The organism is Mesorhizobium sp. B2-3-11, from assembly GCF_006442215.1.
Lineage (GTDB): Bacteria > Pseudomonadota > Alphaproteobacteria > Rhizobiales > Rhizobiaceae > Mesorhizobium > Mesorhizobium salmacidum.
Map to the genome: position 1 here is coordinate 129,000 of NZ_VFVS01000008.1, position 26,505 is coordinate 155,504.

The following is a 26,505-nucleotide window of genomic DNA, read 5'->3' on the forward strand; positions in this document are numbered from 1 at the left end:
CGATGGCAAAGCTGTCGCGGATACGATCGAAGAAGTCGCAGTTCGAGGCCCTCGCCAATGATCCGACGAAGGCACGTGTCCTTGCCGTCGACGACGACGAACGCAATCTGCTAGCGATTGAAGAGGTCCTCAGCCCGATCGCGGAGATTGTGGCAGTACAATCCGGCGAGGAGGCCTTGCGTCGCCTTTTGAAAGAGGATTTCGCTGTTATTTTGCTGGACGTGCTGATGCCGGGTTTGGACGGCTACGAAACAGCGGACCTCATCCGCCAGCGTGAACAGTCCAAACGTACGCCCCTCATCTTCCTTACGGCCATCAACAAGGAAGATGCTCATATGCTGCGCGGCTACGATGCAGGCGCTGTGGATTATGTGTTCAAGCCGTTCGACCCGGTCATGTTGCGCTCAAAGGTGGCTGTCTTCGTCGAGCTTCACGAAAAGACCCGGGAAATCCAACGCAACGCGGTCGCCGAGCAAGGCTTGCTGGCAAAGGCCCTTCAGGCCGAAAAGGAAAAGCTCGAAGCCGAGCGATCGCTGCGCAACGCCGAAGAGCGTCAGGAAGCTATCCTCAGTTCCTTGCCCGTCTGCTTTCATGCGAGAGCCGCCGAGCCGCCCTTCGCAGCCCGCTTTGTGACAAAAGGGGTGGAACGCTTAACGGGATTTCCACCGGAGCGACTCACGTCGGATCCGCACTTCGGGCTAGGCCGGGTCCATCCAGATGACCTGCCAACGGTGAAGGAAGCTTTGCTGGCTGCAAAGGCAAACGGCTTCTACACCTGCGAATTCCGCTGGCAGTGCGCCGATGGGAAATACCGCATCTTTCTGGACCAAGGTGTCCTATCGAAGGGCGACGGACGTCGACAAGAAATTCTGGGCACGTTGCTGGATGTAACCGAACGTCGCGGACTTGAGGACCAGCTTCTCCAATCACAGCGCCTCGACGCCATCGGCAAACTTACCGGTGGACTGGCGCATGACTTCAACAATCTTCTCGCCGCAATTCTCAGTGGGCTGGGATTGCTTGAGCGGCACGTAACGCTCGACGAGAAGGCGCGGCCGATTATGGACTTGACCCGGCGTTCGGCAAAACAAGGCGCGGAACTCGTGACCCGTATGCTCGCCTTCTCGCGACGGCAAAATCTGAAGCCAACAGCCGTACGCCTCGCAGCGCTTGGGGACACGATGAACGGGCTGGTGGCTCCGGTGTTGGGCGGCCTGGTCCGCTTTGATTGGATGGTCGATGATACCGTTTGGCCGCCGCACGTCGATGTCGGCCAATTGGAGTTGGCCTTGATGAACTTGGTTTTCAATGCACGTGACGCTATGCCTTCGGGTGGAACAATAAGCGTGCTCGCGAAGAACCGCACTATCAAGACCGCATCCGAAGATCTAACGCCTGGCGACTATGTGGTCATCACCATCAAGGACACTGGTGCCGGCATCCCGCAGGATATTTTGGCCAAAGTCGTCGAACCGTTCTTCACCACCAAGCCGGTCGGCAAAGGAACGGGCTTGGGTCTCAGCACGGTCTACGGTTTCATGAAGCAGTCCGGCGGATCGCTCCGTATAGACAGTGTCGTTGGTCGTGGGACTACTATGGAACTTTGGTTGCCGCGCTCGACCGAGCAACCAGCCGGCGACGTAACAGAGCTCGATGTAGAAGAGATACAAACAGGCACCCGCAAGGCGTTCCCGTCTATCCTGCTCATCGACGACAGCAGTGTGCTACTGCAATTGACGGCCGAGTCGCTCAGGCGCCGTGGCTTCAAAGTGACCTGCGCAGCAGGGGGCGCGGAAGCGCTGGCGATTATCGAACGAACGCCAGGTGAGTTCGACGTCATCGTGACCGACTTCGCTATGCCGCTCGTCTCTGGTGTGGACGTTATTCGGTTTGCGCGCAATCTCCGCTCGGATTGGCCGGCAATCCTCATAACTGGTTATGCTGATGCGGAAGCGATTGCCGATCGGCCGGCTGACGTCCCGTTGCTGGGCAAGCCTTTCCGCGAAAAAGACCTCGTCAGGAGCATCCTGCAGCTGGGCGGCAATGCGGCCCTACAGGCAACCTAAAACCGGGTTAAGCGACGCAAACAAGGCTCGGCTGATCGACCCAGTGGAATGCGGTCGCATCCGGATATGAAGCAATCCGGCCAACGCGAAGCGTCGTGGCTCCGCGACGTAATATATTCACTCTACCTCATTGTCGGCCTAGGCGTCGTCCGCCTAGGCGCCCAGTTTGTGGGGTTCTAGAAGCTTTTCGAACTTTCTGCCTCGCGTATTCCCGCGAAGCTTTGGCATGGAGGCCCTAACCCACTGCGACGACTTTCTCTACGTCGCGTTGTTGCAACGGTCATCAGCAGCGAGCTTTCGGAAAATCGGCATGGGCGCAGAAACCAGCCCACGCAACGTACACCGATAACATGCGTTCTATTGGCAGAGCAGTCGCCGATCTGAGGATCAGCTTCATGCGCAGACAAAGCCGGAGGCGATTGGGATGACTAAGTTCAGAGAAGCCCTCGAGCGCGGCAAGACAGCCTACCAGCAAGAGCAGGATGCGAATGTCCCAGTGACGGACTTTGCCACCAAAGCCAGTGCTTGGCTAAACGATGTCGTTGTTGCCTCGTTAGAAGCGGCCAAGGCCGAGGTGGCGGGCGAGATGACGATCGATATAGACACGGCACCGCGGCGCCGTGGCAGAGTGTTAACGCCCGCTGTTCGGTTCCAAATCTTCCGAAAACCAGGATTGAAAAAGACGGCCAGAAGGGCATTCACCGTCAACGTTCAGCTAAGTGGAGAGGTGTCGGTTTCTTCACCGGGTATGGTGGCCGAGGCTGTTGGAAATCTGGGGGATAGGTCTGGGGAGAGGTTTCGCAATCTCGTCGTCAAGCTGATCGAAGACGTCGCTAGGGGCATGTGACGGGGGAATACCCATGAAGGGCGTGCCGCTGCAGTGAGAACCATTAGCCCCGAGTTCGTCGCAGATTCGTTCCCTGGCGATCGGAGCCGATTTGGAAAGCTTTGAGGTAGTACGTACCCGGCGCATTGGGTCACGATTTCGAAGGAATGTCCGCCTCAACCGGGATCACGCAGTAGCGGCAGTTCGCGCCGCCTCAGAGACCAAGGCTCGGTAGGCGCCGTTCGAGAGTTTCATCAATCCGGCGCGGTCACAGATCTAAAGCGCGCCCGCTGAGGGAACCGTTTCTGGAGCCGCTCCACATTCAGAATAAATTCCTACGTCTAGGGCGCTGTCGATTAAGGACACTGCGGATCGGTTGTGGCCTCCCGACCGAAGCCGACCGCGACGATCTCCGGCTCTACCTCCTCTTCCAAAAATTCTCCATGGACAGGTAGGTGAACGACGCTGTCCAGCTTAACAGCACCAGGCCGGTGAGTGCCTCTGAAGAGGCAATCAGTCGCATCGGACCCTCGGCCCTGATGTCACCGACTCCCAGCGTTGTATAGTTGGTGATGGAGAAATACAGGAAGTCGATCCAGCCATCGGAGATTTTTCCGACGATTTCGCCTAACAGGCCGCAGCTATGAAGGCCCCAGAAGACGAAACCGTAGAACGTAATCTCGACAGTATGCGCGGCAAGCGCTCCAAAAATAACGATCAGCAATCGTCCTCGGCTCGGAAATCCGCCGATCTCGGCTGACCGGGCCGAGCTCGCGACCATTTTGAAAGCCTCATAGTGGACGAGAACGCACGCGATTGCCAGAACGAGCGATACGAGACTGACTGCGATGACGTTCATTATGGGTGCACCGTTTGAGGAAGGCTTCGTGTTGATCGCCCAAATCGGTGCCTGTGTGAAGGTCTGGTTTTCTGCGGCGCGGCTGATTGGCTCGTCCGGCTCGCCCCCAGGCCGCGGACAAGCGTTTGCCCGCAACGGTATTTCTTGCCGGCGCCGATACGATCGAGATCCATGGCAACGAATTCGCTTCAATGGAATTGACGCGCCAGAGAGCGCTCAACTTTGGCCTGGACGGCAGGCAGAGGAAGGATAAGTAGCGCAATGTCGTGTAGGGAATGAAGACAGATCCTCAAAGTGAACTTCAGCGGCATGAGATGCCTTGGCAGCTGCTTCGGCAGGTGTTGGTGGGTTGCCGAGCTTCATGCCGGTGGTCTTGCGCGAGGCAAGGGCGGCCTTGGTCCCGAGATCAGCCGCCGCTCCTTCTCGGCAAGCGCTGCGTAGAGGTGCAGCATGAACGGATCGGCATCTGCGCCAAGTTCAGCCACGATGAACGGAACACGTTGCACCCTAAGCCCAGGGATGAAGGCAACGTTGCGCGACAATCGATCGAGCTTAGCAACAATGACCGGGCATTTGGCCCGGCGCGCGAGGGCGAGGGCCGCTGCCAGTTGAGGCCGGTGGTCGAGAGCATCCGAGCCTTTGCCCGTTTCGATCTCGGTAAACTCATCGACGATCGCAATGCCGTCGGCTTCCGTGCAGCGAGCCACGGCGGCACGCTGCGCCTCGATGCCAAGGCCTGACCGGCCCTGCCTATGAGTTGACAACCGATAGTACGCGACGGCGCTCGACATGGCTCAAACGTCCTCGGGTGCCCTCGACAGCATGCGAGGCCATTGCCGGTGATGCTTTTCTGCTCGGTCAGTCCGATCGCCCACCGCTGTGCGCGGCTGGACAGTGTCTCGATAGGAGCGTGGGTCATTGCGGTCCTGGCATTCGGGTGGGCAGGTGGACCCTAACTTGGTCAAGCGATCTCTCTCAAGCGCACTTTGACGGTAGCTCAGGTGGATTGGCTCGGAAGCATTCTTTCTCACAAGGAACTTTCGGCCAACTCTCCCCGCGTTGCTCTTGGACCCAAAAAGCTCTTGGCCGACGGAACATCGCAGGTTCCATGAAGTTGGAGCAGCACGGAGGAACGTGCCATGAACAGTGTCATCTATCTTATCGGCCTCGTCGTTGTCGTGCTCGCGGTCCTCTCCTTCCTCGGTTTTCACTAGGTGACCCATGCAACGTAATGACGGCCAGGGCCGTAACCCCGCTGATTTCGACAAGGCGACAAGTGACGTTTCCGACAGACTTGCCCGGGAAAAAGAGCGCGCAAGCGAGTTGCTTCACGATGCCCGCGACGAACTGACCCGCAAGGCTGGCGACTACGCGACAGAAGCAACGCAGGTTGTTTCGGACAAGGCGCAGGAGACGCAGCGCGACATTGCATCGAGCTTGGCGGCGTTGGGCGGCGCGCTACGCGCGGCCAGCGATCACCTGGCCAACAATGATGAAAGGACTGCATCGAAATTTGCCTTGGACGCCGCCGGCGGCCTGGAGCGGCTTTCCTCCTCATTGAAACAAAAACCGTTCGGCCAGGTGCTTGAGGATGTGCAGTCCTTCGGCCGGCAAAACCCCGGTGCCCTGCTCGCTGGCTCCGTATTGGCTGGATTGGCGCTTGGACGGTTCATCAAAGCTTCCCCACCGACGAGCCCCGAAGCACCTCGGAGTGCCCCGCGAGAAGCCAACTCGCAGACCGTTCGAGCTGCTGATTGGTCGGCTGACAGGTCCCGAGCCTCCCGAGGCTATGGCAATGCCGATGACGCCCTGACTACGCAGGATGCGGAGCAAGACAGATGAACACTCAGGACAATCCCAGCCTCGCGACCCTAGTGACCGACTTGGCCCAGAACGTCACCACGCTGGTGCAAACCGAAGCCAGGCTTCTGCGGGCGGAGCTTTCAGAAAAGCTTACCAAAACGGGCGCTGGCGCCGCTGAGGTGCTGGGCGGAGCAATCTGCCTGCTCGCGGCTCTGATCGTACTGCTGCAAGCACTGGTCATCGCATTGACTCGGGCAGGGTTGGGCGCCGGGTGGTCCTCCCTGTTGGTCGGCGCGGTGGTAGCAATTCTTGGCGTCATCCTGCTGCGCACCGGGATGGCAAGCATGGCGCCTTCCGAACTGACTCCTGACCGGACGCAGGAACAGCTCAGGCGCGACGCGAATGTAATCAAGGAACAAGTGAGATGACCGACAAATCCGCAGCCGAACTTGAACGCGAGGCGGAGGCCGCGCGCGCCAGGGTAGTGGAAACCGCCGAATCCATTCGAGGCAAGATGACCCCGGGGCAATTGCTGGACGAATTCACCGGCATCTTCTCCGGGGGAGAAAGTTCGGCCATGCTCGACAACCTGAGAACACAGGTCAGGGACAATCCCTTGCCCGTGACTATGGTGGGCGCAGGTCTGGCTTGGCTGATGCTGGGCAGCGGTCCGTCGAACGGCAGGCGCGACCCCCCGGCCGCGTATGCGGCGCCTACTCCCCCCAGCGGGCGTGACGAGGCGGAGGGCGGCGGCCTGGGCAGCACGCTCTCCGAAACCGCTGAAGCGCTCTCGTCGGCCGCAAGCAGCGTTGGCGCCACAATATCAGGAGCAGCAAGCGGGGCCGCCGAAGGACTGGCGAGCAACGCTGCCAGTGCAGGATCGACGGCTGGCGGGATGGCTGCGAAAGCCAGCCGCTCGGCACAGGAGCTATTGAATGATCAGCCCTTGGCTGTTGCGGCGGTCGGTCTCGCCATCGGCGCCGCGATAGGCGCCATGCTGCCCCATACCGCGATGGAGGATGAGCAACTGGGCGGATATCGCGAGAAGCTTCGCCAGACCTCGGAGAGCATACTCGAGCAAGGCGTCGATCAGGCCAAGCAGGTTGCCGCAGACGCCTATGAGACGATCAAGCAGGAAGCTGGACGGCAGGACACACAAGCAGGCACGGTGGCCGACCAGATTGGTGAAATCGTCAAGTCTGCGGCTGACACGACAGAGCAGTCCGTACGCGAAAGGGTCTCTCGTCCTCCAGAGCAAAAATCCTAGGTGTGTAGTCCCCAACTGTGATGGTGTAAAAACAGAGCTGGAGCCATCGGCGGTATTCTGGTCGGCGAACGTTAGGACAGCTTTTTCAACATTGGCCGATAGCTGCCCAACTAACCTTCGCCTGGGGTCGAGCCGGTTGCACAGCCTGCTCCAAGGGAGCAGCAAATTCGGCGCATAGCGGAGCACGCTGTGCAGCGGATCGGCAACGGTGGACCGAAGCGAAGCGGCAAGTCTCAACCTCCTTGTAAATCCTCGGGCCTGCCATTCAGTCCGCCCCATTTCCGGATGTTTCACCCTTCAGAATAACCCGGACGTAGTTAGCACCGAGTAGTTGGCAATACTTGACCGAAACACCGGCGGCAGTCTGGCGGCGCCAACCACCACTTCATCGCGGGCAGACGGGCTCACGGCAAGGCCCGTACGTGCTCGATGGCCTGGCGTAGACGTCGCATTCCCGCCTCGCTCTCGGCCTTGTTGCAGGCGGCATAGCCAAGCACCAGGCCATTGCCGGAGGATGACCAGTAATATTTCGACAGCGGCGATGCGTTGACACCGAGTTTGTCGGCACAATGCACGACCGCCCGGTCGTCACAACGTTCGTGAAGCGAGGCAACGACCTGGATACCGGCTTCCGCCGCCGAAAGAGTGATGTGATCGGCCAGTTCGGTCTCGCACAATTCGTAGAAAAACTTGCGTCGCTCGGCGTAAATGCGGCGCATGCGCTTGAGGTGGCGGCTCATGTGACCTTCATCGATGAAATCGGCTAGCGCCGCCTGAAGCACCAGGGGTGCGAATTGCCCGGTGGTGCTCAGCGCATGCGGAATGCCCTTGCACAAGGCGGCGGGCAAGACCATGAACCCCAGCCTGAGCGCCGGAAACAGCAACTTGGCAAAGGTGCCGACATAGATGACCCGGTCAGCGTAATCCATGCTCTGTATGGCGGGGACCGGCCTTCCCTGAAATCTGTACTCGCCGTCGAAATCATCTTCGATGATCCAGGAATTGTTGCGCTCGGCGATTTCGAATAGCCGCAGCCGCTGGTCCATGCGCATCGTGATCCCCAGAGGATGCTGGCAGGCGGGCGTCACGTAGATCAGGCGCGGTGAAACCTCGGGCTGGTTCATCTGCCAGCCGTCGCGGTCAACGACAAGCGGCACAATATTGGCGCCGGCGACCGTGAAAGTCGCCTTGGCCGCGTAATAGCCCGGTTCCTCCAGCCAGACCGTGTCGCCCGGATCGAGCAGCAGACGCGCCAGCAGATCGAACGCCGCCTGCGCTCCCGTCGTCACGACGATCTGTTCGGGAGAACACCGCACCCCCCTGGCCGAGATCAGATAGCCGGCAATCGCTTCCTTGAGCGCCGGCAGGCCGGTCACATGATAGGTACCGAACAACATGTCGGCGCCAAACGTTGCCCGGCGTGCGAGCAGCCTGCCCCAGACGCCAAACGGGAAGTTTTGCGGGTCCGGCATGCCCGGATGAAAGGCAAAGCGTCCCGGCGATCCGTGATGGAAGGGTTGCTGCATCAGGCTCTCGCCGCGCCTGGAAAGCGGGCGCTGGATTGCCGTGGCCATGGGTTTGCTGCCTAGATCGGTCGAGTTCACGGGCAGGTCGATGACCACCGGGCGCGCGCCCTGCCGGCTTGCGAGATAGCCTTCCGTCGCCAACTGGTCATACGCACCGACGATAGTGTTGCGGGCGAGGCCCAGATCCTCAGCCAGAGCCCGCGTCGATGGCAATTCCGATCCCGGCGCCAGACGACGCCCACGGATCATGGCGGCAATCTGCCGATAGAGCTGGCGATGGATCGGTTCATCGATTGTCCGATCGATAATCAGCGCGTCCATCGGAAAGGCTTGGCGCCTTCGCCTTGATATCTGCATCGGAAAGGCCTCGCGGCAAGAGAGCTGATCGAGCTTAAGCGAGCGCCGCGCCAATTGAAACTGGCACCTTCACTTCCCGTCAAACTGGCTCTCGCGATGGAGACAGATCGGCGCTTAGATGAAAAGAAACAGGAAGCGACGGGCCGGACAGACCACACGCGGAACGCCTTCACCGACCTGATTGGGTTCAGATGAGGCGCCGCCAGCAACGGCATGGCCTGTCCGATGAGGAGCGATGATGGCTGTCCGCATAGGCATAAATCCGATCACATGGAGCAACGACGACGTGCCCGAGCTGGGCGGGGATACACCACTCGAGGTCTGCCTTTCCGAAACGGCCGAAGCCGGCTATGCGGGAACGGAGCTCGGCGGCAAGTTCCCGCGTGCCAGCAAGGCGCTGGCTGCAGTTCTCGCGGCCTATGATCTTAAGCTGGTCTCCGGCTGGTACGATGGCCGGATCTGCGAAAAGGAGGTCGAAGAGGAGTTCGACGCCATCCTGCCGCATCTGACGCTGCTGCGCGACCTCGGCGCCAAGCACGTCGTCTACGCCGATACCTCGCGCGGCCGCCATGGCGCCATTCACGATCCGATCTCGCAGCGTCCCAAGCTTGCCGACGGCGAGTGGAAGTCCTACGGCAACAAGATCACGCGACTGGCCGAACGGTTCGCGGATTTCGGCATCGGCATGGCCTTTCACCACCACATGGGAACCATCATCGAGACCGATCACGAGATCGGCAGGCTGATGGCCAGTTCAGGGCAAGCCGTTGGCCTCCTCTATGACACCGGCCATTGCCTGTTTTCGGGCGGAGATCCCGAGACGTTGCTGCGGCGGCATGTCGGCCGCGTCGTCCACGTGCACTGCAAGGATGTGCGCCCGGATGTGCTGAAGCGCGCTCGCGCCCTGGATATGAGCTTCATGGGCGCGGTGATGGAAGGCATCTTCACCGTGCCGGGAGATGGGTCCATTGACTATTTGACGCTTTTGCGGGTGCTCGCCGACAATGGCTATGCCGGCTGGCTGGTGGTCGAGGCCGAACAGGATCCTGGCAAGGCTCATCCGCTTACCTATGCGACGATGGGCTATCGCAACCTGCGCGACCTGGCCCTCGAGGCCGGTTTCGAGGTCAAGGAACGGGAGAACTGATACCCTTCGGGGCGCTAGGGAGCGGCAATGAGTTCTGTCCTGTACCAAGGTGTGGTCAAGAACTACGGCGCGCTGAACGTCTTGCGCTCGCTTGACCTTGCCGTCCCCGACCACATGTTCCTGGCCCTGCTCGGTCCTTCGGGTTGCGGCAAGACGACGGCGTTGCGCATCCTTGCCGGTCTCGACATGCCGAGCGCCGGCAAACTTTTCATCGGCGAGCGTGAGGTCACCCGGCTGCAGCCGCGCGACCGCGACATCGCCATGGTGTTCCAGAGCTATGCGCTCTATCCCCAGATGACGGTTGGCGAGAACATCGGCTATCCCTTGTGGATCCGCAGCATGCCGGACGGCGAGCGTCGCGCCAAGATCGACGAGGTCGCAGCGGTTCTGGAGATCGGCCACCTGCTCGATCGCCGGCCGCGCCAGCTCTCGGGCGGCCAGAGGCAACGGGTGGCGCTTGCGCGTGCCATCGTCCGCGATCCGGCGGCCTTCCTCATGGACGAGCCGCTGTCGAACCTGGACGCAAGGTTGCGCCTGACCATGCGCGGCGAGATCAAGCGGCTTTGTCAGCGGCTTGGCGCAACCACCCTCTATGTCACCCACGATCAGGTCGAGGCTTTGACCATGGCGGACTTCGTCGCGGTGATGCACGCCGGTGAGCTGCAGCAGATGGCACCGCCGGGCGATATCTACGATCGCCCAGCCAACCGTTTCGTGGCCACCTTCGTCGGTAATCCGCCGATGAACATCCTTCCGGTCGCGCTTGCCGAACAAGGCATCGCGATCGGTGGAACGCTGGTTCCGATCCCCGCTGCCCGGCTGGCGGCATGCCGTGTGGCGCAAGTGGTCGAGATCGGGCTGCGGCCGGAAGACATGAGCGTTTCGGCACCGGGCGCGCCCAACGCGCTGCCTGGTGAAATTTATGTTGTCGAACCCATGGGCAACGAGACGTTGGTCAATGTTCGCATCGGCGGCGGCAATGTCTCGGTCCGCGCTGGCCGCGACTTCAGGGGCGCGGTGGGCGCCAATATCGCGGTCACTTTTGATGTGTCGAACGCATGCTTCTTCAATTCGGCCGGCCTCACGGCCGTCCACAGGGTCAACAGTGATGGAGAGTGAAATGACGCAGTCCAGCAGAAGCAGACTTACTCGCCGCTCCGTACTCAAGGGAGGACTTGGCTTGGCGCTTGCCAGCACCGCCCTTACCGTACTCGGCCTGCCTGTCCCGGCCAGGGCGGCCGGCAAGAAGGTGATCATCGGCGCTTTCGCCGATGGCGGCCTGACGCCGTTCAAACAGAAGATCATCCCGCTGGCCAAGGATGCCGGCTTCGACATCGAATTCCTCGAGGATGAATATGGCGTGACGCTGGAGAAGTGGTTCGCCGACGCCAAGAACAGCGCCGGCCAGTACGACCTCTATCTTCTCGACGATCCATGGGTGCCGCAGTTCGGCGCCGCCAATGTGCTCGAGGATCTTGGAGCGGCCGGCATCGACGGCGGCGACAAGGACTGGATTGGCTCGATGATCGACATGGGCTACTGGCCGCCGCAGAAGGGCGCACGCGTGAAAGGCTTCGAAACCGCCACGCCGACGCTGATCTGCGTGCCGTTCGTCGGCGATCTGCAGACCCTGACTTACCGCAACGACGTCTACACGAGCGGTGCGCCGAAAACCTGGGACGAGGTCATCGCCAAGGGCAAGGAAGGCGTGGCGGCGGGCAAGATCAAATATCCGGTCGTGTTCCGCGGCGTTTCCGGCAATCCGATCGTGACCAGCTGGTACCCGGTCTTCCTGTCATTTGGTGGCTCCTTCTTCGACGACAAGTGGAACCCGGTCTTCAACTCCGCCGAAGGCAAGGCCTCGGCAGAATTCTTCGTCGGCACCATGAAGCAAAACGCGCCGAGCGGCGTCGTCGAGTTCGACTCGGACCAGGAAGGTGCGGCGATCCTCGGCGGCGAAGCAGGCGCGATCATCCAGTATTCCGGCAATGCGCTGAAGGCCGACGATCCGACACAGACCAAGGTGGCTGGCAAGCTCGATTTCGGCGTCGTGCCGAAGCACACTGCGGCGATCGCCCAGATGGGCATCTTCATCGCCGGCATTCCGAAATCGGCGCCCAACAAGGCCAATTCGGTCGAATTCCTGAAATGGTATGTCAGCGCCGACATCCAGGCCAAGCTGTCGGAAGCAGGTTCCATTCCGGTCAAGCGCAGCGCCTTCGGCATTGCCAAGCCCGGCAACCGGCTGATCCCGGTCGCTCTGCAGCAGCTCGACGCCGGCGCCCTGCCGAGGCCGCGCACGCCAGACTGGGCCAAGGTCGAGGAACTGCTCGGCATCGAACTCAACAAGGCGCTGCAGGCTGGCTCGGGTGGCGGGGCCGCATTGGACAATGCCGCCAAGCAGGTCAAGGACTACCTGTCTTCGGTCGGCTACTATTGATGGGAAACGGCGGGACGCAGAGCCGCAAATATCGTCTGCAGGGGGCGGGGCTCGACCTCGCCCTCCCTTATCTTATGCTGGCGCCAAGCCTGCTGATCGTGCTTGGCGTGCTCGTCTATCCCTTGTGGGACGGTCTGCGCGCCAGCACCAAGGTCTATCGCTACGGCTCGGTCGTCGCCGATGTCGGCACGCATAACTACATCCAGCTGTGGAGCGACCCGCAGTTTTTGAACTCGCTCTGGGTGACGGTCGAATTCGTCGCCCTGTCGGTCACCTTCGAGGCGATCCTGGGCTTTGCCCTGGCGCTATTTTGCCTGCGGGAATTTCGCGGCATCCGCTTGCTCAGAACCATTCTGATCATCCCGATGGTGATCACGCCGGTCGTCGTCGCCATCGTCTTCCGGCTGATCTACGCCAGCGACGCCGGTATGCTGACGGCAATCTCCGAGTGGACGGGCGGCGGCCAGGTGCAGATCCTCGGCAGCCCCGTCAAGGCCTTCATCGGCCTCGTCGTTCTCGATGTCTGGGAATGGACGCCGCTGATGTTCCTGATCCTGCTGGCCGGCCTGCAGTCGCTACCGCACGAACCCTTCGAGGCCGCCCGCGTCGACGGCGCCGGCAACTGGCGCGTGTTTGCCGACCTGACCTTTCCGATGATGCGGCCCGTGCTGGCGATCGCCATCGTGCTTCGAACGATCGACGCCTTCGGCACGTTCGACCAGGTATTCGTGCTCACCCGGGGCGGACCGGGCGAGGCGACGCGGTTGGTCTCGATCTACGGCTATGACACCGCCTTCAAATTCCAGCAGACGGGCTATGCGGCGGCACTGTTCGTCACCATCGGTCTCGTCGTGCTTGCCCTGGCCTTCAGCGCCGTGCGGCTTTTGCGCAGGGTCGACGCATCATGAACAGTCGTCTGGCCCGCATCGGAGTAATGAGCGCGGTGCTGACTATCGTGCTCTTGCCCATCTACTGGCTCGTCTCGACCTCGCTGAAGTCCAATCGCGAGATCACCCAGGAAGGCACGCTCTATCCGCATGTTCCGACTCTGGACAATTACATTAGGCTGTTCACGGAGAAGCAGTTTGGCGCCTATCTGACCAACTCGCTGGTGGTGACATTCTTCTCCGTGGCGATCGCCCTGGTCGCCGGCGCCATGGGGGCCTATGCGATCGCCCGCTTTCGCCTGCCTTTCGCCATGGAGCGCAAGGTCGGATTGTTCCTGCTGACGCTGCGCATCGTGCCGCCGGTCGTCATCCTGATCCCGGTCTATCTGCTGATGCTCAAGCTCGGCCTGCTCGACAGCTGGTTGGGTTTGATCGCCACCTACACCGCCTTCAACATCACCTTCTGCGTCTGGATGATGGAGAGCTTCTTTCGCGAAATCCCCGTGGATCTCGAGGAAGCCGCCATGGTCGATGGCGATTCCCGTTTCGGTGCGTTCCGGCGCATCACCCTGCCGCTGGCAGCACCCGGCCTCGCGGCGACCGCCATCTTTGCCGTGCTTGTCACTTTCAACGAATTCCTGTTCGCGCTGGCGCTGACGGCCACGCCCCGGGCGATGACGATGCCGCGCGGCACCGCCACGCTGATCGGCCGCATCGACACCGACTGGGCCTCAATGTCGGCGGCCGGCGTCATCGGCGCGCTGCCGATCGTCTTCTTCGCGCTTCTGGTGCAGCGCCATCTGGTTCGCGGGCTGACCATGGGAGCCGTGAAATGACGACCCGGCTGGGCAGCCACTCACCTCAATCAAGTCGCCGTCCCGGCCACGTTCAAGGCCGCGCGACACCACGCGGCCTTTCAGGGAAATCAAACCCATGATCGATGTCTGTCTATTCGGAGCGGGCCTTATCGGCCAGGTGCATGCAGCCAACCTGGCGCGCCATCCTCGGGTGCGCCTGCGCTACATCGTCGATCCGAACACCGAGGCCGCATCGAAGGTTTCGGCTCTAACAGGAGCTGAAATCGCCGGCACCCAGAGCGTGATGAATGACCCATCGATTCGCATGGTGTTCATTGCTTCGGCAACGAGAACGCATGCGGACCTGGCCATGGCCGCGGCCGCCAGAGGCAAGGCGATCTTCTGTGAAAAGCCAATCGATCTTGATCTCAAGCGCACGGATCAATGTCTGGCGGCTGTCGAGAAGGCAGGTGTGCCCTTTCAGATCGGATTCAACCGTCGGTTCGACCCGAGTTTTCGGGCGCTGAAGGCCCGCCTTGCGCAAGGCGAGATCGGCGCCATTGAACAGGTCATCATCACCAGCCGGGATCCGGAACCGGAAACCGAGGAAGCGCTGGCCGGGGGAGGGGGCGTCTTCCGGGAAATGACCATCCACGACTTCGACATGGCACGAAACCTGTTGGGCGAGGAGCCGGTGGAGCTCTTCGCGACCGGGTCGTCACTTGTCGCGCCGCAATATGCCAAGCTGGGGGACTACGATACCGCGATGTTCGTGCTGCGCACGGCCTCCGGCCGGCAATGTCACATCAACAACAGCGTCAGGGCCGCCTACGGCTATGACCAGCGCATCGAGGTGCATGGCGCGGATGGGATGCTGCGGGCCGGCAACAGGGAGCCGACATCGGTCGAAATATCAGGCGCAAAGGCGATATCGCGCGACAAACCATATTACTTTTTCGTTGAGCGCTATGCCGAGTCCTATGCCGCCGAGATCGATCATTTCATTATCTGCGTCGAAACAGGGCGACGGCCCGACGTCACGGCAAGCGACGGCCGGAAAGCGATGATCCTGTGCGAGGCCGCGCTTGCCTCCGCTAGGTCGGGCAGGTTCGAGACCGTCAGGTTTTAGTGCAATCGAACGAGGAGCTTCCAGATGAAGATCGGGATGATTACGGACAGTCTCGGCGACCTCTCATTCGACGAGATGTTGCGCGCCTCGGCCGAGCTTGGACTGCAGACATTGGAGTTCGCCTGCGGCAACTGGTCGTCCGCGCCCCATATCGACCTGCAGGCCATGCTGGCGAGCGCTGCCACGCGCAAGGACTTCGTTGCCAAGGTCCAGGATCACGGGCTGACGATTGCGGCGCTCAATTGCTCGGGCAATCCACTGCACCCGGGGCCGCAGGGCAAGGTCCACCATAGCGTGACACAGGACACCATCCGGCTGGCCGGCCTGATGGAGATTGATCGTGTAGTCATGATGTCGGGCCTGCCGGGCGGGCCGGGTGACGCCAACCCGAACTGGATCATCACCGATTGGCCGCCGGAATGCCTCAAGATCCAGCGCTATCAGTGGGAAGAGCGGATAATTCCCTACTGGCGCGATCTCGTCGCGTTTTCAAACAACCTCGGCATCCACAAACTATGCCTGGAACTGCATGGCCATCAGTCCGTGTACAATGTCCAGACATTGTTCAAGCTGCGTGACGCTGTCGGAGAAACGGTCGGCGCCAACTATGACCCTAGTCATCCGCTGTGGATGGGGGCGGACCCGATTGCCGCCATCCGCACGCTCGGCTCGGCCATCTACTATGTCCACGCCAAGGATACCCGGATCGAGCCAATCACCGCGGCCATCGACGGCACGCTCGATCCGCGCCCACCAAACCTCTATGCCGAACGGGCCTGGAATTACATCACACTCGGATACGGTCACGGTGAGACCTGGTGGCGGCAGTTCTGTACCGCGCTCAAGCAGGTTGGCTACGACGATGTCTTGTCAATCGAGCACGAGGACATGATGCTGACCCCGATGGAAGGTATGCGAAAATCGGTTGCGCTCCTGCGCAATGTGGCAATCAACCTTTCATAAAGCGGGAATTTGCCTATGTTCGGGCACGGAAGCGGCCTCCTACTGACTAGTTCTCGGCGTGGCTGAAGACGACAGTACCGCTGTCCTTGCGAACTTCAACGCATACGACGCCGTCGTCAACCCTTCGGGTCTGGAACATGGCGATTGCGTGATCTTTGGCCGTCTTTTCAGCGTCAAAGGTCACCTTGTCAAAAACGCCCTGCCGCCCGTACCAGATCACTGTGAACGCCATTTCCGGCTCCTCCACTGGAATGAAGTGCCTGCCACAGAGGTCAACACGGCGTGTAGCAATGGCCTAGTCGCCGTCGCAGCTTGGAATGGACCCCAGCCAGCACCGTGTTCGGATAACATGCGCATGACGCAGCGCGGCCGCTTCCGGGTCGTCGAAGCTGGGCCCCATCGATCCGAACGAGCATGCGCTGACCGGCCTCCAACCACGCGAAGTGATTAGTGGTGTGCCGGCGGGCGCAAGTGGCAGGGCGGGTAGATATGCAACCCGGCCCTTGTCTTCCTGAACCGACTGCCCTTGGTAGCTTTGATCGTCGCTTGCGCGATCGAACCGAGCCTGTTCGTCGCCGCCCTTTGTCGTGCTAGCCATCTGCAACCAGCCCTGCAGGGCCCCGATACCACCGCAGGCTCGGTCGCGTTCGCCCAGCTTATTGCGGTCCCCACGCCACTGGGTTATTTTAGCAGTTGTGGGAACAGCATCTGCCATCGATCGCGGGTGCGACCTTGCCGTCTCGGCAGATTGTGAAGTCTTTAACAGACCAGGTGTCGCAAGCTGTGTCTTGTGCACCCCAGGTCATGAGCAGTTAAGGATGCGCCATGCTGCGATGTTTTGCGTTCATTGCGGCCCTGATGCTCGCGAGCTTCACGGCGTTCCAAGCTTGTGCCGATCGAAGGGTGGCCCTTGTCATCGGCAATTCCGAATACCGCGAAATTCCCGCCCTCAAGAATCCGGACAAGGATGCCGAGGACGTGTCGAGCACCTTTCGGCTGGCTGGATTCGACGTGTTCGTCGCCAAGGATCTCACCAAGATCGAATTCGAAAAACAGTTCCGCAACTACCTCGCGGCGGCGGACGGTGCCGATCTGGCGATCGTGTATTATTCCGGCCACGGCTTTCAGATCGGCGGTGAAAATTTCCTGATCCCCGTCGATGCATCGCTCAAGAACGCGGCCGACATTGAGGTTCAGGCCGTCAAGCTCGATGATGTGCTGCAGCAGTTGAGGACGAAATCGAAGATCCAGGTGATCATCCTCGACGCCTGCCGCAACAATCCGTTTCCGCGCAAAGACTATTGGTTGCGAGACCAGCTCATCGTCGCTGGCAACACCGGCCTTGCGCAGGTTAAAAGTTCGCTGAACACGCTTATAGCCTTCGCCACCGAGCCCGGTGCTGTCGCTTATGACGGAAGTGGCGACCTCAGTCCTTTTTCCTCCGCCTTCTCCCGCCGCGCGCTGGCGCCGAACCAGGAGATACGCTCGGTCATGGCGGCCGTCCGCCGGGATGTGGTGGAGGCTACGGCCGGAAAGCAGGTGCCTTGGGAAAACTCGTCGCTGATCGACGAGGTCGTCCTCATGCGTCGCGCCAACCGGCCTGCACTGCCGCCCGTGTTGGAAAAGGTCGTACCGTCCGGCGTCGGCCCTGTCGCGCTCGACCTGCCGGAGCCGGTCGATGTCGATGGCGGTGCGGTCACCGTCAGCATCGACAGGCAGCCGGCGCTAGGGCGTCTGATCTTGGATGGCAAGGCGGTTGCGGCGGGGGAGCCGATTGCCGGCAAGGATCTCCCTCGATTGCGAATGGACGTCCCCAAAGGTGCCGGGGCCCAGGAACAAGTCGACATGCTGGCCTATTCAACGCACGACAATTGGGGCGGTGAATCCCGGGGCATCCTGGTGTTCCGGGTCAAGAATGGTGAGGGTGCCGAGGGCAAGCAACTTATAGCCTCGCTCGAGTCCGAGCAGAAGCAGCAAGCAGTGGAACGCGGTATTCATATTGCGGGCGCCGCCGAAGCAATCGAAAACCATGAGGTCCAGATACCAGTCGGCGTCGGCCCGGTTCCGTTGCAGCTCGATTTCCCAACTACGGATCCGGCGGTCAGCCTGAAACTTGCAGGCTATCCGGCAACGGGAACGCTGTCGCTGCCGGATCGGACCTTGTCACCGGATTCAAGCCTGATGGCCAATGAAGTCGACCACTTGCGCTACGAACCCCAGATCGGCGCCGTCCAGCCACTGATCGTCGGCTTCGAAATCAGGGCCGACAACACGTCGTCAAAGCCGGCGACGATGAAGCTGTCGCCAAGCGTCGACCCCTGCGACAGGGAGGCCGGTGAGCCTCTTGACCTGCAGGGCGTCGTCCCCGGCCTGCTGCCGAACGAAATCAGCAACAACGCCGCGGAGGTCTGCCGGGCGGCGGTGAAAGGGTATCCGGACGTCGCCCGCTTCCACTACCAACTCGGCCGGGCACTGCTTGCCGCCGGGAAGGTCAATGAGGCCTTGAAGGCGATCCAGGAGGCTGCCGATAAGGGGCATGTGCGCGCAGTGTTCGAGCTTGGCTACCTCAACGCGACGGGAACGGGAATGCCCGTCAATCGCAAGCAGGCCAATACCTTTTATGCTGCAGCGTCCGGCAAGGGCGACCCCTATGGCATGACCTCGTGGGGTCGCGCTTTGTTCAACGGCTATGGCGTCGAGCGTGATACCGCCAAAGGGCTGGACCTGCTGCTCAAGGCGGCGGCGATGGGGCACACTTATGCCATGAACGATCTCGCTGCCATCTTCACCGAAGGCCGTAATGGCGTGCCTGCCGATGCAGCTCGCGCCGTGGCTTTCCTCAAGGCTGGCGTCGAGCGGCAGGACATGTATTCGATGAACCTGCTCGGCCGCAATTACCTCGCCGGCACGGGTGTCGAGAAGGACCCCAAGACAGCGCTCTCGCTTTTTCAGAAATCGATGGATCTTGGCCAGCCCTACGCTCCCGGCAGCCTGGCGCGTATGTACAGGGACGGTGTCGGCGTACAGCAGGATCTTGCAGAAGCGCAAAGGTTGTTCGAGCTGGCGACGGCGCGCGGCGACCAGTCGGCTGCGTATGATCGCGCAGCTCTGGAGATGCAAAGGGGTGAACAGGCGGACCAGGCCTTGGCGGTGCGCTACCTTGCTTTCGCGGCCGCGCTCGATCTTCGCAACGAAATTCCCGATGCCAGGAATACGCTGTCGAAATTTGGCTCCAGGGTGAAGACGGCGGCCCTGAAGCAAATGCGTGGGGACCTGAAATCGAAGATTTCGGCGAAAGGTTCGTTGGACGATCAACTGGTCAGGACGGCCAGGGCGGTCTGGGAGCAAGCCAACCCGCGCCGGGACGTGTTCTGATAACATGGAGCAACAGATGGGCTGGGCATTAAAACAGGTAATCGTCGCAACGGTCCTATCCCTCACGGTGGCAGGGTGCACGACCATTGCACCCCCGCTCGAACCGACGACGACAAAACATCGTACGAACTCTGTTCGCACGACGACCGCGCCAAAGGTGGTCAAGCAGAAAAATGTGACCGCCAAGAAACTGCTTACGCCGATCAAGACCGAGACCACCCCAGTCATTGCGCCCTTGGGCGGCGGTGGCGCTGGCGGTAGTGGCGGTAGTGGTGGTGGTGGCGGTGGCTGGGGGTGATAGCGCCTCTACAGCGCACGACGCGGTGCAGGGCTATCGTAGGCCACAACGCGCTGGAACTGCTCGCCAAGCAGGAACAAGTGCTCTATGGTTGCGGCGTGCCGTTAGCGGGATCGGGTTGCCTGGCGGGGGCGTTCCATGTTCGAAGTCATTGCATTCTGGCAAGCGCGAGCAAAAGCGCAGCGTGCTGGCCTGATCATCGTAGCCATATTGGAATTGCTGGTCCTTGGACCGCGGACAGCGAGCGCCGCGCCGAACTGGACGCTCGATCCCGACGCTTCGGTGCTTACCTATCAGTCGGTCAAGAAAAACACGATCGTCGAGACCAACAAGATCAGGAACATCACCGGCACGCTGAATTCCGCCGGTGATGCCAAGATCAGCTTCGATCTCAATTCCGTCGACACGGGCGTCGACCTCCGCAACGTGCGCATGCGATTCCTGTTCTTCGAAACATTCAAGTACCCGACGGCCGAACTGAGGGCAAAGGTGGACCCGGCTGCATTTGCCGACTTGCCGGCCAAACGCCGGATCAAGGCAACTTTGCCGTTCCGGCTCAGTCTACACGGAGTCGATAAGGACCTGGAGGCGAGCGTCGTCGTCACCATGATCAGTGACACCCAGGTCTCGGTTGCTTCCGAGGCTCCCGTTGCGGTGCATGTGGAGGACTTTGGCCTGCTGCCGAACGTCGACAAGCTGCAGCAGGCCGCCAATGTGACGAACATAGTGCCCACTGCCTCGGTGTCCTTCGACTTCGTCTTTGTTGCTGAGGGCAGCAAGCCGGCCGCTGGGCAGACAGTCGCGGCCAGCGGCACCGAAGTCGGTCCCGTGGCCACCGACGCCGCGAAAGCCAACTTCAGCGACGAGGAGTGCCTCAACCGGTTTGCAGTGTTATCGCGCACCGGAGCCATCTATTTCCGTCCAGCCAGCGCCAGACTCGATGCTAAGAGCCGTCCGTTGCTCGCCGAGGTTGAGGGTGTCGTCGGCAAATGCCCGACCCTGAATGTGGAAGTCGCGGGCTACACTGACGCGGATGGTTCGCCAGAGGCAAACAAAGCGCTCTCCGAACGGCGCGCCCAGGCGGTTGCCGATGCTTTGGTCGCCGATGGCGTGCAGCGCCGCCAGATCAGTGCCACCGGCTATGGCGAGGAGCGGCCGGTTGCGGCCAACGATACGCCAAAGAACAAGGCACTCAATCGGCGCATCGAATTCTCCGCCACGAAGCTCGCGAACTGAGGTCGGGGTGGGCTCCCGTCCATTCGCGTTTTGCGCTGGCTTGTTTCGCGGCGCTGGCCTTGTGGCGATTGTCTTGCTTTTGACTGTGACCGCCGCGACTGCCGAGCGCCGTGTCGCGCTGGTGCTCGGCAACTCGCAATATCAGCACGCCGCGCCGCTCGCCAATCCGGTGCGCGATGCCCAGGCCATGGCCGAGCGCCTGCAGAACCTTGGTTTCGATGTGGTCTCCGGCTTCGACCTGACCAAGCAGCAGACGCAGGCCACGGTCGCCCAGTTCGCAAAGCAGGTGCGCGGCGCCGATGTCGCGCTTTTCTTCTATGCCGGACATGGCTTGCAGGTTTCAGGCAAGAACTACCTGCTTCCGGTCGATGCCGCGCTCGAGGATGAAACGTCGCTCGACTTTGAGGCCGTGTCCGTCGATTTCATTTTGCGTCAGATGTCTCGCGAGACCAGCGTAAGGTTGGTGTTTCTGGACGCGTGCCGGGACAATCCCTTGGCCGATGTCCTGGCTAAGACCGCGGGCATCAAAGGTGCAAGCAGCGGCCTTGCGGAAATCGCGATCGAAAATGGGGGCGCGGGAACGCTCGTTGCGTTCGCTGCCAGTCCCAACCAGCTCGCCTATGATGGGTCGGGCGACCACTCGCCCTTCACGACGGCATTGCTTCAGCACATTGGGGAATCCAATGTCTCCATCACCGAAGCGATGAACAGGGTGACCAGCGACGTCTTCAAGGCGACGGCCGGCAAGCAACGCCCCTGGGCCAATGTTTCCTTGACCACCGAGGTTGTCCTGCACAAGGTCGATCTCAACGCGCCGCTGATCGTCGGGCAGTCGAGCACCCCGCCGGCTGAAGCCAGCTCCGGGACGCGCAAAACCGGCGGGTCGTCGGCCCAGGATGACGATCAGCTTGCGCTCGATGTTCTCCGTGCGAAGATCCCGAAACTGGCCACCGACGGCCCCATCTTTTTCGATCGTCCCGTCAAGTTCGGGGAGCCGGCGATCGACGGCAAGAGCATCGCCCAACTGATCAAGGGCGAACCGCTGTTCAGTCCGGTGGAAGGTCTCGACAAGTCGGTCTGGGAAGGCAAGCACTGCGATAGCTGCCATGAGTGGAATGAGGCCCGGCTCTGCGAGCAGGCGAAGAATTTCGCTGCCAACGACGTCTCGGTCCTGCGGCTGCAGCATCCGCTCGGTACCCGATTCAAGGTCGCGCTGGCCAGATGGGCGCAAGGCGGCTGCCAGTGATGCTGGGCTGCTGCCAGCGCCGGTGAAGGCGAGCAGGGGAGGCGAATGCCGTTAGGCCTCCATCTCCACCATCTGGATGCCCATCTCGACAAAGGCGGAAAGCAAGGTAAACCGGTCCGCCAGCGCGGCGCGGGCCAGTCCAGCGAGGATCGCGGCATTGACGGCATGGGCGGCAGGAAATCCGCTCGATTCCATTTTGAGGGTCGGGTCACGCCATACTGCTGCCAGAGCGATCCAGGCGGCCGGCGTTGCCGGCGGCAGGTCCAAGGACTTGCTCAAGACGGATTGATGGTGGGGGTTGTCGGGTTCGCCGACGCGGGCATGAACAAGCGCCAGCAAATCGAGATCCCGGTTCCCGAGGAGCTCGGCGACATTCCTCAGGCATTCATGTCCCCACCAGACGGCGGCTCGCTCGGGGAGGAGGTAGGCACAGAACGTGACTGCTTCTTCCGGGACTCGCCCGGCAAGCAGGTTACGGCAAAAATCAAGCGGCGGCTGACCGGTGGCCAGCGATTTCATGTCCCTGGCGATGGCGGGACAAGCAAGAAACAGATCCCGTGCCGTTCTGTATCCGAGTTCGTTAGCCATGGCTGCCCCCCTGAAAGCCAGCAGACAAACACTCAAGCCTGTGGCCGAGCGCCGGTCAAGCGTCAGCCTTTAACGGTGGCGGACACGAGCAAATTGCGTTTGTCCACAGACAATCGCTTCCCGATTTGATATGGTAGCCGCCAGCGAAATCCACTCGGACAGGAGTGACGGTCATGCGATTGGGCAGTTCAGCCTTGGCATTGGTGGCCATGCTTCTTACGACGCACGTATCCGCCGATCCGCTTCAGAAGTCGGAAGACATCGTGAAGTTCTTCGCCGGCCAGCCCGGCAATCTGGGTGCTTCGCGCGGCATCTGCGTCGGCACGGAGGAAGAGTGCAAGAGCAAGGCCGAGAAGACTGGCTCAACCTCCCAAAAGGCCGGCCTCGACATGATGATCAATTTCGCCCTTAATTCCGCGCAACTCGACCAGGTTGCGCGCACCGAACTCGATGAGTTCGCCAAGGCGCTGAAGGACAATCGGCTGAGCACGTTCAGCTTTGTCGTCGAAGGCCATACCGATGCGACTGGCTCGGACCGCTATAACCAGGAACTTTCGCAGCAAAGGGCGCGGTCGGTGGCGGCCTTCCTGACGGCCAACGGCGTAGAATCTGCCAGACTGGAAGCAATCGGCCTCGGCAAATCGCATCCGCGCGTCGCCGATCCTTATGATCCAGTCAACCGCCGCGTGGAGATGCGCGTCAGGACCGAGTAGGCTGTCGCCAACAGGCGATCATTTAACAGCGATATGCATTAGCCCGGCTGAAACGCCCCTTGGATCGAATTGAGCAGCGCCGTTATGGCCTGCTTGTATTTTTCGAACCCCGGTGATGTCTGTCGGATTTCGGTCGTGGTCGTCGCCGGCTGGCCCGCGTCTGTCGCCACGCGCAGCACTTTTTGACCCATCTTCCGCTCGGCCCAGTCAATGACATAGCCAGCGGTCTTGCCGATGAGGAAAGGATTGGCCTCGATCACCGCTGACCCCAGAACGGCGTTCAGTTGCGACGAGCCGGACGCAACCAGCACCTGGTGCGCGCCTTCCATGCCAAGGAAGTGGCAGAGGTAAAGGCGCCCTGCGGTTATCTGGTGGCCGCGCGCGCGCAGATAAGCCTCGCCTTCGCGCGCGAGGTTGCGCACCATCTCACGCGACAGCGTCACGTCGTAGCGAAGCGCAAGCAGGTCAGCGGTCGAGAGCGAACGGGCAAGATCGGGGCGATAAGTGTTCATCATCCGGATCCAGGTCTTGGTGATGAACTGGCCAGCGCCGGTTGCTGATGAGTTGGGGTTCTTGGCGCGGGCGCTGCCGCCGCTTTCGACATGCACGATACGGTCGGTTAGCGTCTCGACGGCGGAATCGCCGGAGCTGCCGGATCCGCCGGAGCGGGCGTCAGCGCCGGCAGCAACCGTGGTGGGCGTTCCGAGCGGATCGATTGCCTCGCCGTTTTGATAGAGTTCGAAATGCAGATGCGGTCCGGTCGAGAGCCCGGTCGTGCCAATATAGCCGATGACATCGCCGGCCTTCACCTTGGTGCCGACGCCGCTGGCGATGGCGAACTTCTGCATGTGCGCATAGCGTGTCTCGCGTCCGTTTGCATGGGCGATCTTGACCAGATTGCCATAGCTGCCGCCATCGCCTTGGAAGCTGATCTCTCCGTCGAAGGCCGCCATGATCGGCGTGCCGATCGGAGCCGCCCAGTCGACGCCTTTGTGGATTCGAACCGTCCCTAGGATGGGATGCTTACGCGGGCCGAAGGTCGAGGTCATGACCCCGCTCACCGGCGTGACCATGCCGCTGGCGATGGACAGCGAACGGACCTGATCATCGCCCGTCACGCAGGCATACTGGCCCTCGCTTTGCTGATAGACGAAGCAGTCGAGGTTCTTGTCCCTACCGAGGACGCCGACGTAAAGCACCCGTCCGGATATCTCGCCTTGGCCGCGCGGGGTCTGGGAGTAGATCAGCACCAGGCGCTGGTCCTCGGCGGCGAAGGCGTCCAGATCCTGTCCTCGCGACAGATACATGATCGCTTCGCCGATCACGCTGGTCGGCACCTTGTTGCGTGCCGCGGTCGAATAGATTGCGTCGAGCAGGCGGTATTGCCGCTTCGGCCCGCCCTGATCCGAGCCACCGGAATAGTTGAAGAGGTCCTCGCGAACCCAGGGATCGGCGCCGGAAACAAAGGGACCCCCGGCGCTGCGCGTCAGCGTACCGACATAAACATTCCTTGCGTAGACGGAGACCTGCATCAGCGACATGGCGGTGGTCTCGCGGTTGGGCCGGAAACCGCGCAAGGCGACCACAAAGCCGGGCTCCAACCCGTCGCGGTCGAACAGCGCTTTCAGCGCCTCGCCCGCAAGCCTGGCGTCATCCGCGGAGAAATGCGCGTCGAGCGCCACGCTTTCCAGGCTGCGGTCGTTGAGGACTTTCACGAAGGTGTCCTCTGTCGCCTCGAAACGCTGATATTCGCTGATGACGGTCGCGACGGTGGTGTTGTTCTCGATCGCGGTCTTGGCGAAGGCAGGGAGCGCTGCTTCGCCCTGGTCGATGGTCTCGCCCCAGCCGGCCTCGGGGTCGTCTGCATCGGCTTTAAGCGGCGAAGCTGGGGGCACCCCGCCTTCATCCGGCGTCGCCTGCAGGTCGTTCGCCAGATCATCTTCTTGCTCATTGGGTGCCATGGCAGGTGCGGCCGAGGTCGGCTGCTGATTGTCCGGTGCTGCAGCGGAGGGGTTCGGAGGTGCCTGCCGCTGCGCCTGGAAGAAGGCAAAATCCTCCTGCGTCGAGGGGATTGTCGTCATGAACTTCTCGCTGGCGCTCAGCATCACGTCGGACAGGATTTCGATCTGCGGCGAAGCCCCGGAACTGTCGAGTTCGGCCGGGCGCGCAATAGTGTGGCCCTTCGTGGCGGTCTCGTCATCGGGTGCCAGTGTGATCCACATCGGGTCACCGGCAAGGTCGATGATCGCCGGCACATAGACCGCCGCGTCGGCGGGCACGTCTTCCATGCCTTCGACGGGATGCAGGTCCTCATTCTGGTCGCCGAACGACCACTCATCCTTGGTAAGATAGAAGCTGGTGGCGATGGTGATGACGGTGAGCGTAGCAACGCCGGCAAGGACGCGGCGCCAAAGTTTACGTCGGCGTTCGCTCTGGCGCGCCAGCTTCTTTTGTTTGAAGCTCGTGTCGATGCTGTGCGTCACGGGCTGCTTCCGGTCAGGAAATAGGTCCAGCGCACCTGCTCGAGCGTATCGACCTCGACGAATCGCGCCGCGATATGACCGCGCGGCCAGCACTCCTCGATGCCACGGATGGAGAAGCGGCGCCGATCGACGCACATTTCGGTCGATCCGTTGAGGATCGCATGGCCGAACACGTCGGTGGCGTAGAGGTAGATGTAGCGGTTGGTTAGTTCCTCGCGGATCACGTTCACGCACTGGTTGGCGCCGATGGTCCACCAGCCGTCGGTCTGGTCGGCACTGTCGACCTTCTGCCCGACTGCGAGGTTGACGACGTCGAGCGTCTGGTTGCAGACGGTGAATTCAGCACGCGCCGTGCCGGTCGAGAGGATAGTGAGCAGCACCGCACCGAACAGCGCGCAACCGGCCAGGCGGTCGGCCAGCAAGAATCGAAACCAGCTACGCTTTACGCGTGAGGGATGCTGGCAAATAGACAGCGAGCGACGGTCCATCGGCGTTTCAT

Annotated in this window: 24 protein-coding genes; 17 read left to right on the forward strand and 7 right to left on the reverse strand. The window is 61.3% G+C overall.

The genetic code is table 11. The features are described 5' to 3' along the window. Positions 1-2 precede the first annotated feature (2 nt). Both FJ960_RS13515 and FJ960_RS13520 read left to right on the forward strand, forming a co-directional pair. Complete coding sequence (locus FJ960_RS13515) at positions 3-2,066, forward strand: response regulator (RefSeq protein WP_140714520.1); 2,064 nt, start codon at positions 3-5, stop codon at positions 2,064-2,066. 424 nt (positions 2,067-2,490) lie between these two features. Continuing rightward, entirely contained in the window at positions 2,491-2,913 is a 423-nt protein-coding gene (locus FJ960_RS13520; RefSeq protein WP_140714522.1) for a hypothetical protein, read from the forward strand. 397 nt (positions 2,914-3,310) lie between these two features. Here the strand turns inward: FJ960_RS13520 and FJ960_RS13525 are convergent, their stop codons facing one another. Both FJ960_RS13525 and FJ960_RS13530 read right to left on the reverse strand, forming a co-directional pair. Continuing rightward, positions 3,311-3,751: an ion channel gene (locus FJ960_RS13525; RefSeq protein WP_140714524.1), complete on the reverse strand. Its 441-nt coding sequence runs from the start codon at positions 3,749-3,751 to the stop codon at positions 3,311-3,313. A 359-nt stretch (positions 3,752-4,110) separates the two neighbouring features. Next, positions 4,111-4,542, reverse strand: a complete 432-nt coding sequence (locus tag FJ960_RS13530; RefSeq protein ID WP_348642358.1) for a recombinase family protein — start codon at positions 4,540-4,542, stop codon at positions 4,111-4,113. A gap of 430 nt (positions 4,543-4,972) precedes the next feature. Between FJ960_RS13530 and FJ960_RS13535 the strand changes: the two genes are divergently transcribed. From FJ960_RS13535 to FJ960_RS13545, 3 genes are read left to right on the forward strand one after another with little or no spacing between them, the layout of a single operon-like run. After that, entirely contained in the window at positions 4,973-5,593 is a 621-nt protein-coding gene (locus tag FJ960_RS13535) for a hypothetical protein (RefSeq protein WP_140508150.1), read from the forward strand. After that, positions 5,590-5,982, forward strand: a complete 393-nt coding sequence (locus FJ960_RS13540) for a phage holin family protein (RefSeq protein ID WP_140508152.1) — start codon at positions 5,590-5,592, stop codon at positions 5,980-5,982. The genes FJ960_RS13535 and FJ960_RS13540 overlap by 4 nt, the downstream gene beginning before the upstream one ends. Beyond that, positions 5,979-6,821, forward strand: coding sequence for a DUF3618 domain-containing protein (locus FJ960_RS13545; RefSeq protein WP_140714526.1), 843 nt, complete (start codon positions 5,979-5,981; stop codon positions 6,819-6,821). The genes FJ960_RS13540 and FJ960_RS13545 overlap by 4 nt, the downstream gene beginning before the upstream one ends. 404 nt (positions 6,822-7,225) lie before the next feature. Here FJ960_RS13545 and FJ960_RS13550 read toward each other — a convergent pair whose 3' ends face one another. Then, complete coding sequence (locus FJ960_RS13550) at positions 7,226-8,668, reverse strand: PLP-dependent aminotransferase family protein (protein WP_246672783.1); 1,443 nt, start codon at positions 8,666-8,668, stop codon at positions 7,226-7,228. A gap of 274 nt (positions 8,669-8,942) precedes the next feature. On the opposite strand from FJ960_RS13550, the gene iolE reads away from it, so the two are divergent. From iolE to FJ960_RS13585, 7 genes are all read left to right on the forward strand, one after another. Then, entirely contained in the window at positions 8,943-9,851 is a 909-nt protein-coding gene (gene iolE, locus FJ960_RS13555) for a myo-inosose-2 dehydratase (protein ID WP_140714530.1), read from the forward strand. 27 nt (positions 9,852-9,878) lie between these two features. Then, entirely contained in the window at positions 9,879-10,970 is a 1,092-nt protein-coding gene (locus FJ960_RS13560; RefSeq protein WP_140714532.1) for an ABC transporter ATP-binding protein, read from the forward strand. Positions 10,971-11,031: 61 nt separating this feature from the next. Continuing rightward, a complete protein-coding gene (locus FJ960_RS13565) occupies positions 11,032-12,291 on the forward strand; it encodes an extracellular solute-binding protein (RefSeq protein ID WP_181165891.1) in 1,260 nt (419 codons plus the stop codon). After that, positions 12,291-13,199 carry a sugar ABC transporter permease gene (locus FJ960_RS13570; protein WP_181174236.1) on the forward strand — a complete coding sequence of 303 codons (909 nt, stop codon included), beginning with the start codon at positions 12,291-12,293 and terminating at the stop codon, positions 13,197-13,199. Before FJ960_RS13565 ends, FJ960_RS13570 begins: the two co-directional genes overlap by 1 nt. Continuing rightward, the gene (locus FJ960_RS13575) at positions 13,196-14,014 is read left to right on the forward strand and encodes a carbohydrate ABC transporter permease (protein WP_140508165.1); all 819 of its coding nucleotides are present in this window, start codon (positions 13,196-13,198) and stop codon (positions 14,012-14,014) included. The genes FJ960_RS13570 and FJ960_RS13575 overlap by 4 nt, the downstream gene beginning before the upstream one ends. Before the next feature lie 97 nt (positions 14,015-14,111). Beyond that, complete coding sequence (iolG, locus tag FJ960_RS13580; protein WP_140714538.1) at positions 14,112-15,104, forward strand: inositol 2-dehydrogenase; 993 nt, start codon at positions 14,112-14,114, stop codon at positions 15,102-15,104. 24 nt (positions 15,105-15,128) lie between these two features. Then, entirely contained in the window at positions 15,129-16,067 is a 939-nt protein-coding gene (locus tag FJ960_RS13585) for a sugar phosphate isomerase/epimerase (RefSeq protein ID WP_140508169.1), read from the forward strand. Positions 16,068-16,113: 46 nt separating this feature from the next. Here the strand turns inward: FJ960_RS13585 and FJ960_RS13590 are convergent, their stop codons facing one another. Then, positions 16,114-16,299, reverse strand: a complete 186-nt coding sequence (locus FJ960_RS13590; RefSeq protein ID WP_140714540.1) for a hypothetical protein — start codon at positions 16,297-16,299, stop codon at positions 16,114-16,116. 671 nt (positions 16,300-16,970) lie between these two features. On the opposite strand from FJ960_RS13590, the gene FJ960_RS13595 reads away from it, so the two are divergent. The 4 genes from FJ960_RS13595 (at position 16,971) to FJ960_RS13610 (ending at position 22,222) form a co-directional block, all read left to right on the forward strand. Next, entirely contained in the window at positions 16,971-19,442 is a 2,472-nt protein-coding gene (locus FJ960_RS13595) for a caspase family protein (RefSeq protein WP_246672785.1), read from the forward strand. A 16-nt stretch (positions 19,443-19,458) separates the two neighbouring features. Then, the gene (locus FJ960_RS13600) at positions 19,459-19,740 is read left to right on the forward strand and encodes a hypothetical protein (protein ID WP_140714544.1); all 282 of its coding nucleotides are present in this window, start codon (positions 19,459-19,461) and stop codon (positions 19,738-19,740) included. Positions 19,741-19,878: 138 nt separating this feature from the next. Beyond that, a complete protein-coding gene (locus FJ960_RS13605) occupies positions 19,879-20,976 on the forward strand; it encodes an OmpA family protein (protein WP_140714546.1) in 1,098 nt (365 codons plus the stop codon). A gap of 73 nt (positions 20,977-21,049) precedes the next feature. Continuing rightward, the gene (locus tag FJ960_RS13610) at positions 21,050-22,222 is read left to right on the forward strand and encodes a caspase domain-containing protein (RefSeq protein WP_246672786.1); all 1,173 of its coding nucleotides are present in this window, start codon (positions 21,050-21,052) and stop codon (positions 22,220-22,222) included. Positions 22,223-22,273: 51 nt separating this feature from the next. Here FJ960_RS13610 and FJ960_RS13615 read toward each other — a convergent pair whose 3' ends face one another. Beyond that, the gene (locus FJ960_RS13615; RefSeq protein ID WP_027143745.1) at positions 22,274-22,810 is read right to left on the reverse strand and encodes a hypothetical protein; all 537 of its coding nucleotides are present in this window, start codon (positions 22,808-22,810) and stop codon (positions 22,274-22,276) included. A gap of 173 nt (positions 22,811-22,983) precedes the next feature. Here FJ960_RS13615 and FJ960_RS13620 point away from each other — a divergent pair, with 173 nt between their 5' ends. After that, positions 22,984-23,523 carry an OmpA family protein gene (locus FJ960_RS13620; protein WP_246672787.1) on the forward strand — a complete coding sequence of 180 codons (540 nt, stop codon included), beginning with the start codon at positions 22,984-22,986 and terminating at the stop codon, positions 23,521-23,523. A gap of 38 nt (positions 23,524-23,561) precedes the next feature. Here FJ960_RS13620 and FJ960_RS13625 read toward each other — a convergent pair whose 3' ends face one another. Both FJ960_RS13625 and FJ960_RS13630 read right to left on the reverse strand, forming a co-directional pair. Further along, on the reverse strand, positions 23,562-26,006 hold the full coding sequence (locus FJ960_RS13625) for a M23 family metallopeptidase (protein WP_140714550.1): 2,445 nt from the start codon (positions 26,004-26,006) through the stop codon (positions 23,562-23,564). Further along, complete coding sequence (locus FJ960_RS13630; protein ID WP_181174237.1) at positions 26,003-26,494, reverse strand: DUF1036 domain-containing protein; 492 nt, start codon at positions 26,492-26,494, stop codon at positions 26,003-26,005. The genes FJ960_RS13625 and FJ960_RS13630 overlap by 4 nt, the downstream gene beginning before the upstream one ends. Between the last annotated feature and the right edge of the window lie 11 nt (positions 26,495-26,505).

Coding starts and splice junctions, on each gene's coding strand:
- FJ960_RS13560 (WP_140714532.1), top strand. CDS start 9,879: ATGAGTTCTGTCCTGTACCAAGGTGTGGTCAAGAACTACGGCGCGCTG.
- FJ960_RS13615 (WP_027143745.1), bottom strand. CDS start 22,810: ATGGCTAACGAACTCGGATACAGAACGGCACGGGATCTGTTTCTTGCT.
- FJ960_RS13605 (WP_140714546.1), top strand. CDS start 19,879: ATGTTCGAAGTCATTGCATTCTGGCAAGCGCGAGCAAAAGCGCAGCGT.
- FJ960_RS13550 (WP_246672783.1), bottom strand. CDS start 8,668: ATGGACGCGCTGATTATCGATCGGACAATCGATGAACCGATCCATCGC.
- iolG (WP_140714538.1), top strand. CDS start 14,112: ATGATCGATGTCTGTCTATTCGGAGCGGGCCTTATCGGCCAGGTGCAT.
- iolE (WP_140714530.1), top strand. CDS start 8,943: ATGGCTGTCCGCATAGGCATAAATCCGATCACATGGAGCAACGACGAC.
- FJ960_RS13530 (WP_348642358.1), bottom strand. CDS start 4,542: ATGTCGAGCGCCGTCGCGTACTATCGGTTGTCAACTCATAGGCAGGGC.
- FJ960_RS13525 (WP_140714524.1), bottom strand. CDS start 3,751: ATGAACGTCATCGCAGTCAGTCTCGTATCGCTCGTTCTGGCAATCGCG.
- FJ960_RS13585 (WP_140508169.1), top strand. CDS start 15,129: ATGAAGATCGGGATGATTACGGACAGTCTCGGCGACCTCTCATTCGAC.
- FJ960_RS13545 (WP_140714526.1), top strand. CDS start 5,979: ATGACCGACAAATCCGCAGCCGAACTTGAACGCGAGGCGGAGGCCGCG.
- FJ960_RS13520 (WP_140714522.1), top strand. CDS start 2,491: ATGACTAAGTTCAGAGAAGCCCTCGAGCGCGGCAAGACAGCCTACCAG.
- FJ960_RS13575 (WP_140508165.1), top strand. CDS start 13,196: ATGAACAGTCGTCTGGCCCGCATCGGAGTAATGAGCGCGGTGCTGACT.
- FJ960_RS13570 (WP_181174236.1), top strand. CDS start 12,291: ATGGGAAACGGCGGGACGCAGAGCCGCAAATATCGTCTGCAGGGGGCG.
- FJ960_RS13620 (WP_246672787.1), top strand. CDS start 22,984: ATGCGATTGGGCAGTTCAGCCTTGGCATTGGTGGCCATGCTTCTTACG.
- FJ960_RS13600 (WP_140714544.1), top strand. CDS start 19,459: ATGGGCTGGGCATTAAAACAGGTAATCGTCGCAACGGTCCTATCCCTC.
- FJ960_RS13590 (WP_140714540.1), bottom strand. CDS start 16,299: ATGGCGTTCACAGTGATCTGGTACGGGCGGCAGGGCGTTTTTGACAAG.
- FJ960_RS13515 (WP_140714520.1), top strand. CDS start 3: ATGGCAAAGCTGTCGCGGATACGATCGAAGAAGTCGCAGTTCGAGGCC.
- FJ960_RS13535 (WP_140508150.1), top strand. CDS start 4,973: ATGCAACGTAATGACGGCCAGGGCCGTAACCCCGCTGATTTCGACAAG.
- FJ960_RS13630 (WP_181174237.1), bottom strand. CDS start 26,494: ATGGACCGTCGCTCGCTGTCTATTTGCCAGCATCCCTCACGCGTAAAG.
- FJ960_RS13540 (WP_140508152.1), top strand. CDS start 5,590: ATGAACACTCAGGACAATCCCAGCCTCGCGACCCTAGTGACCGACTTG.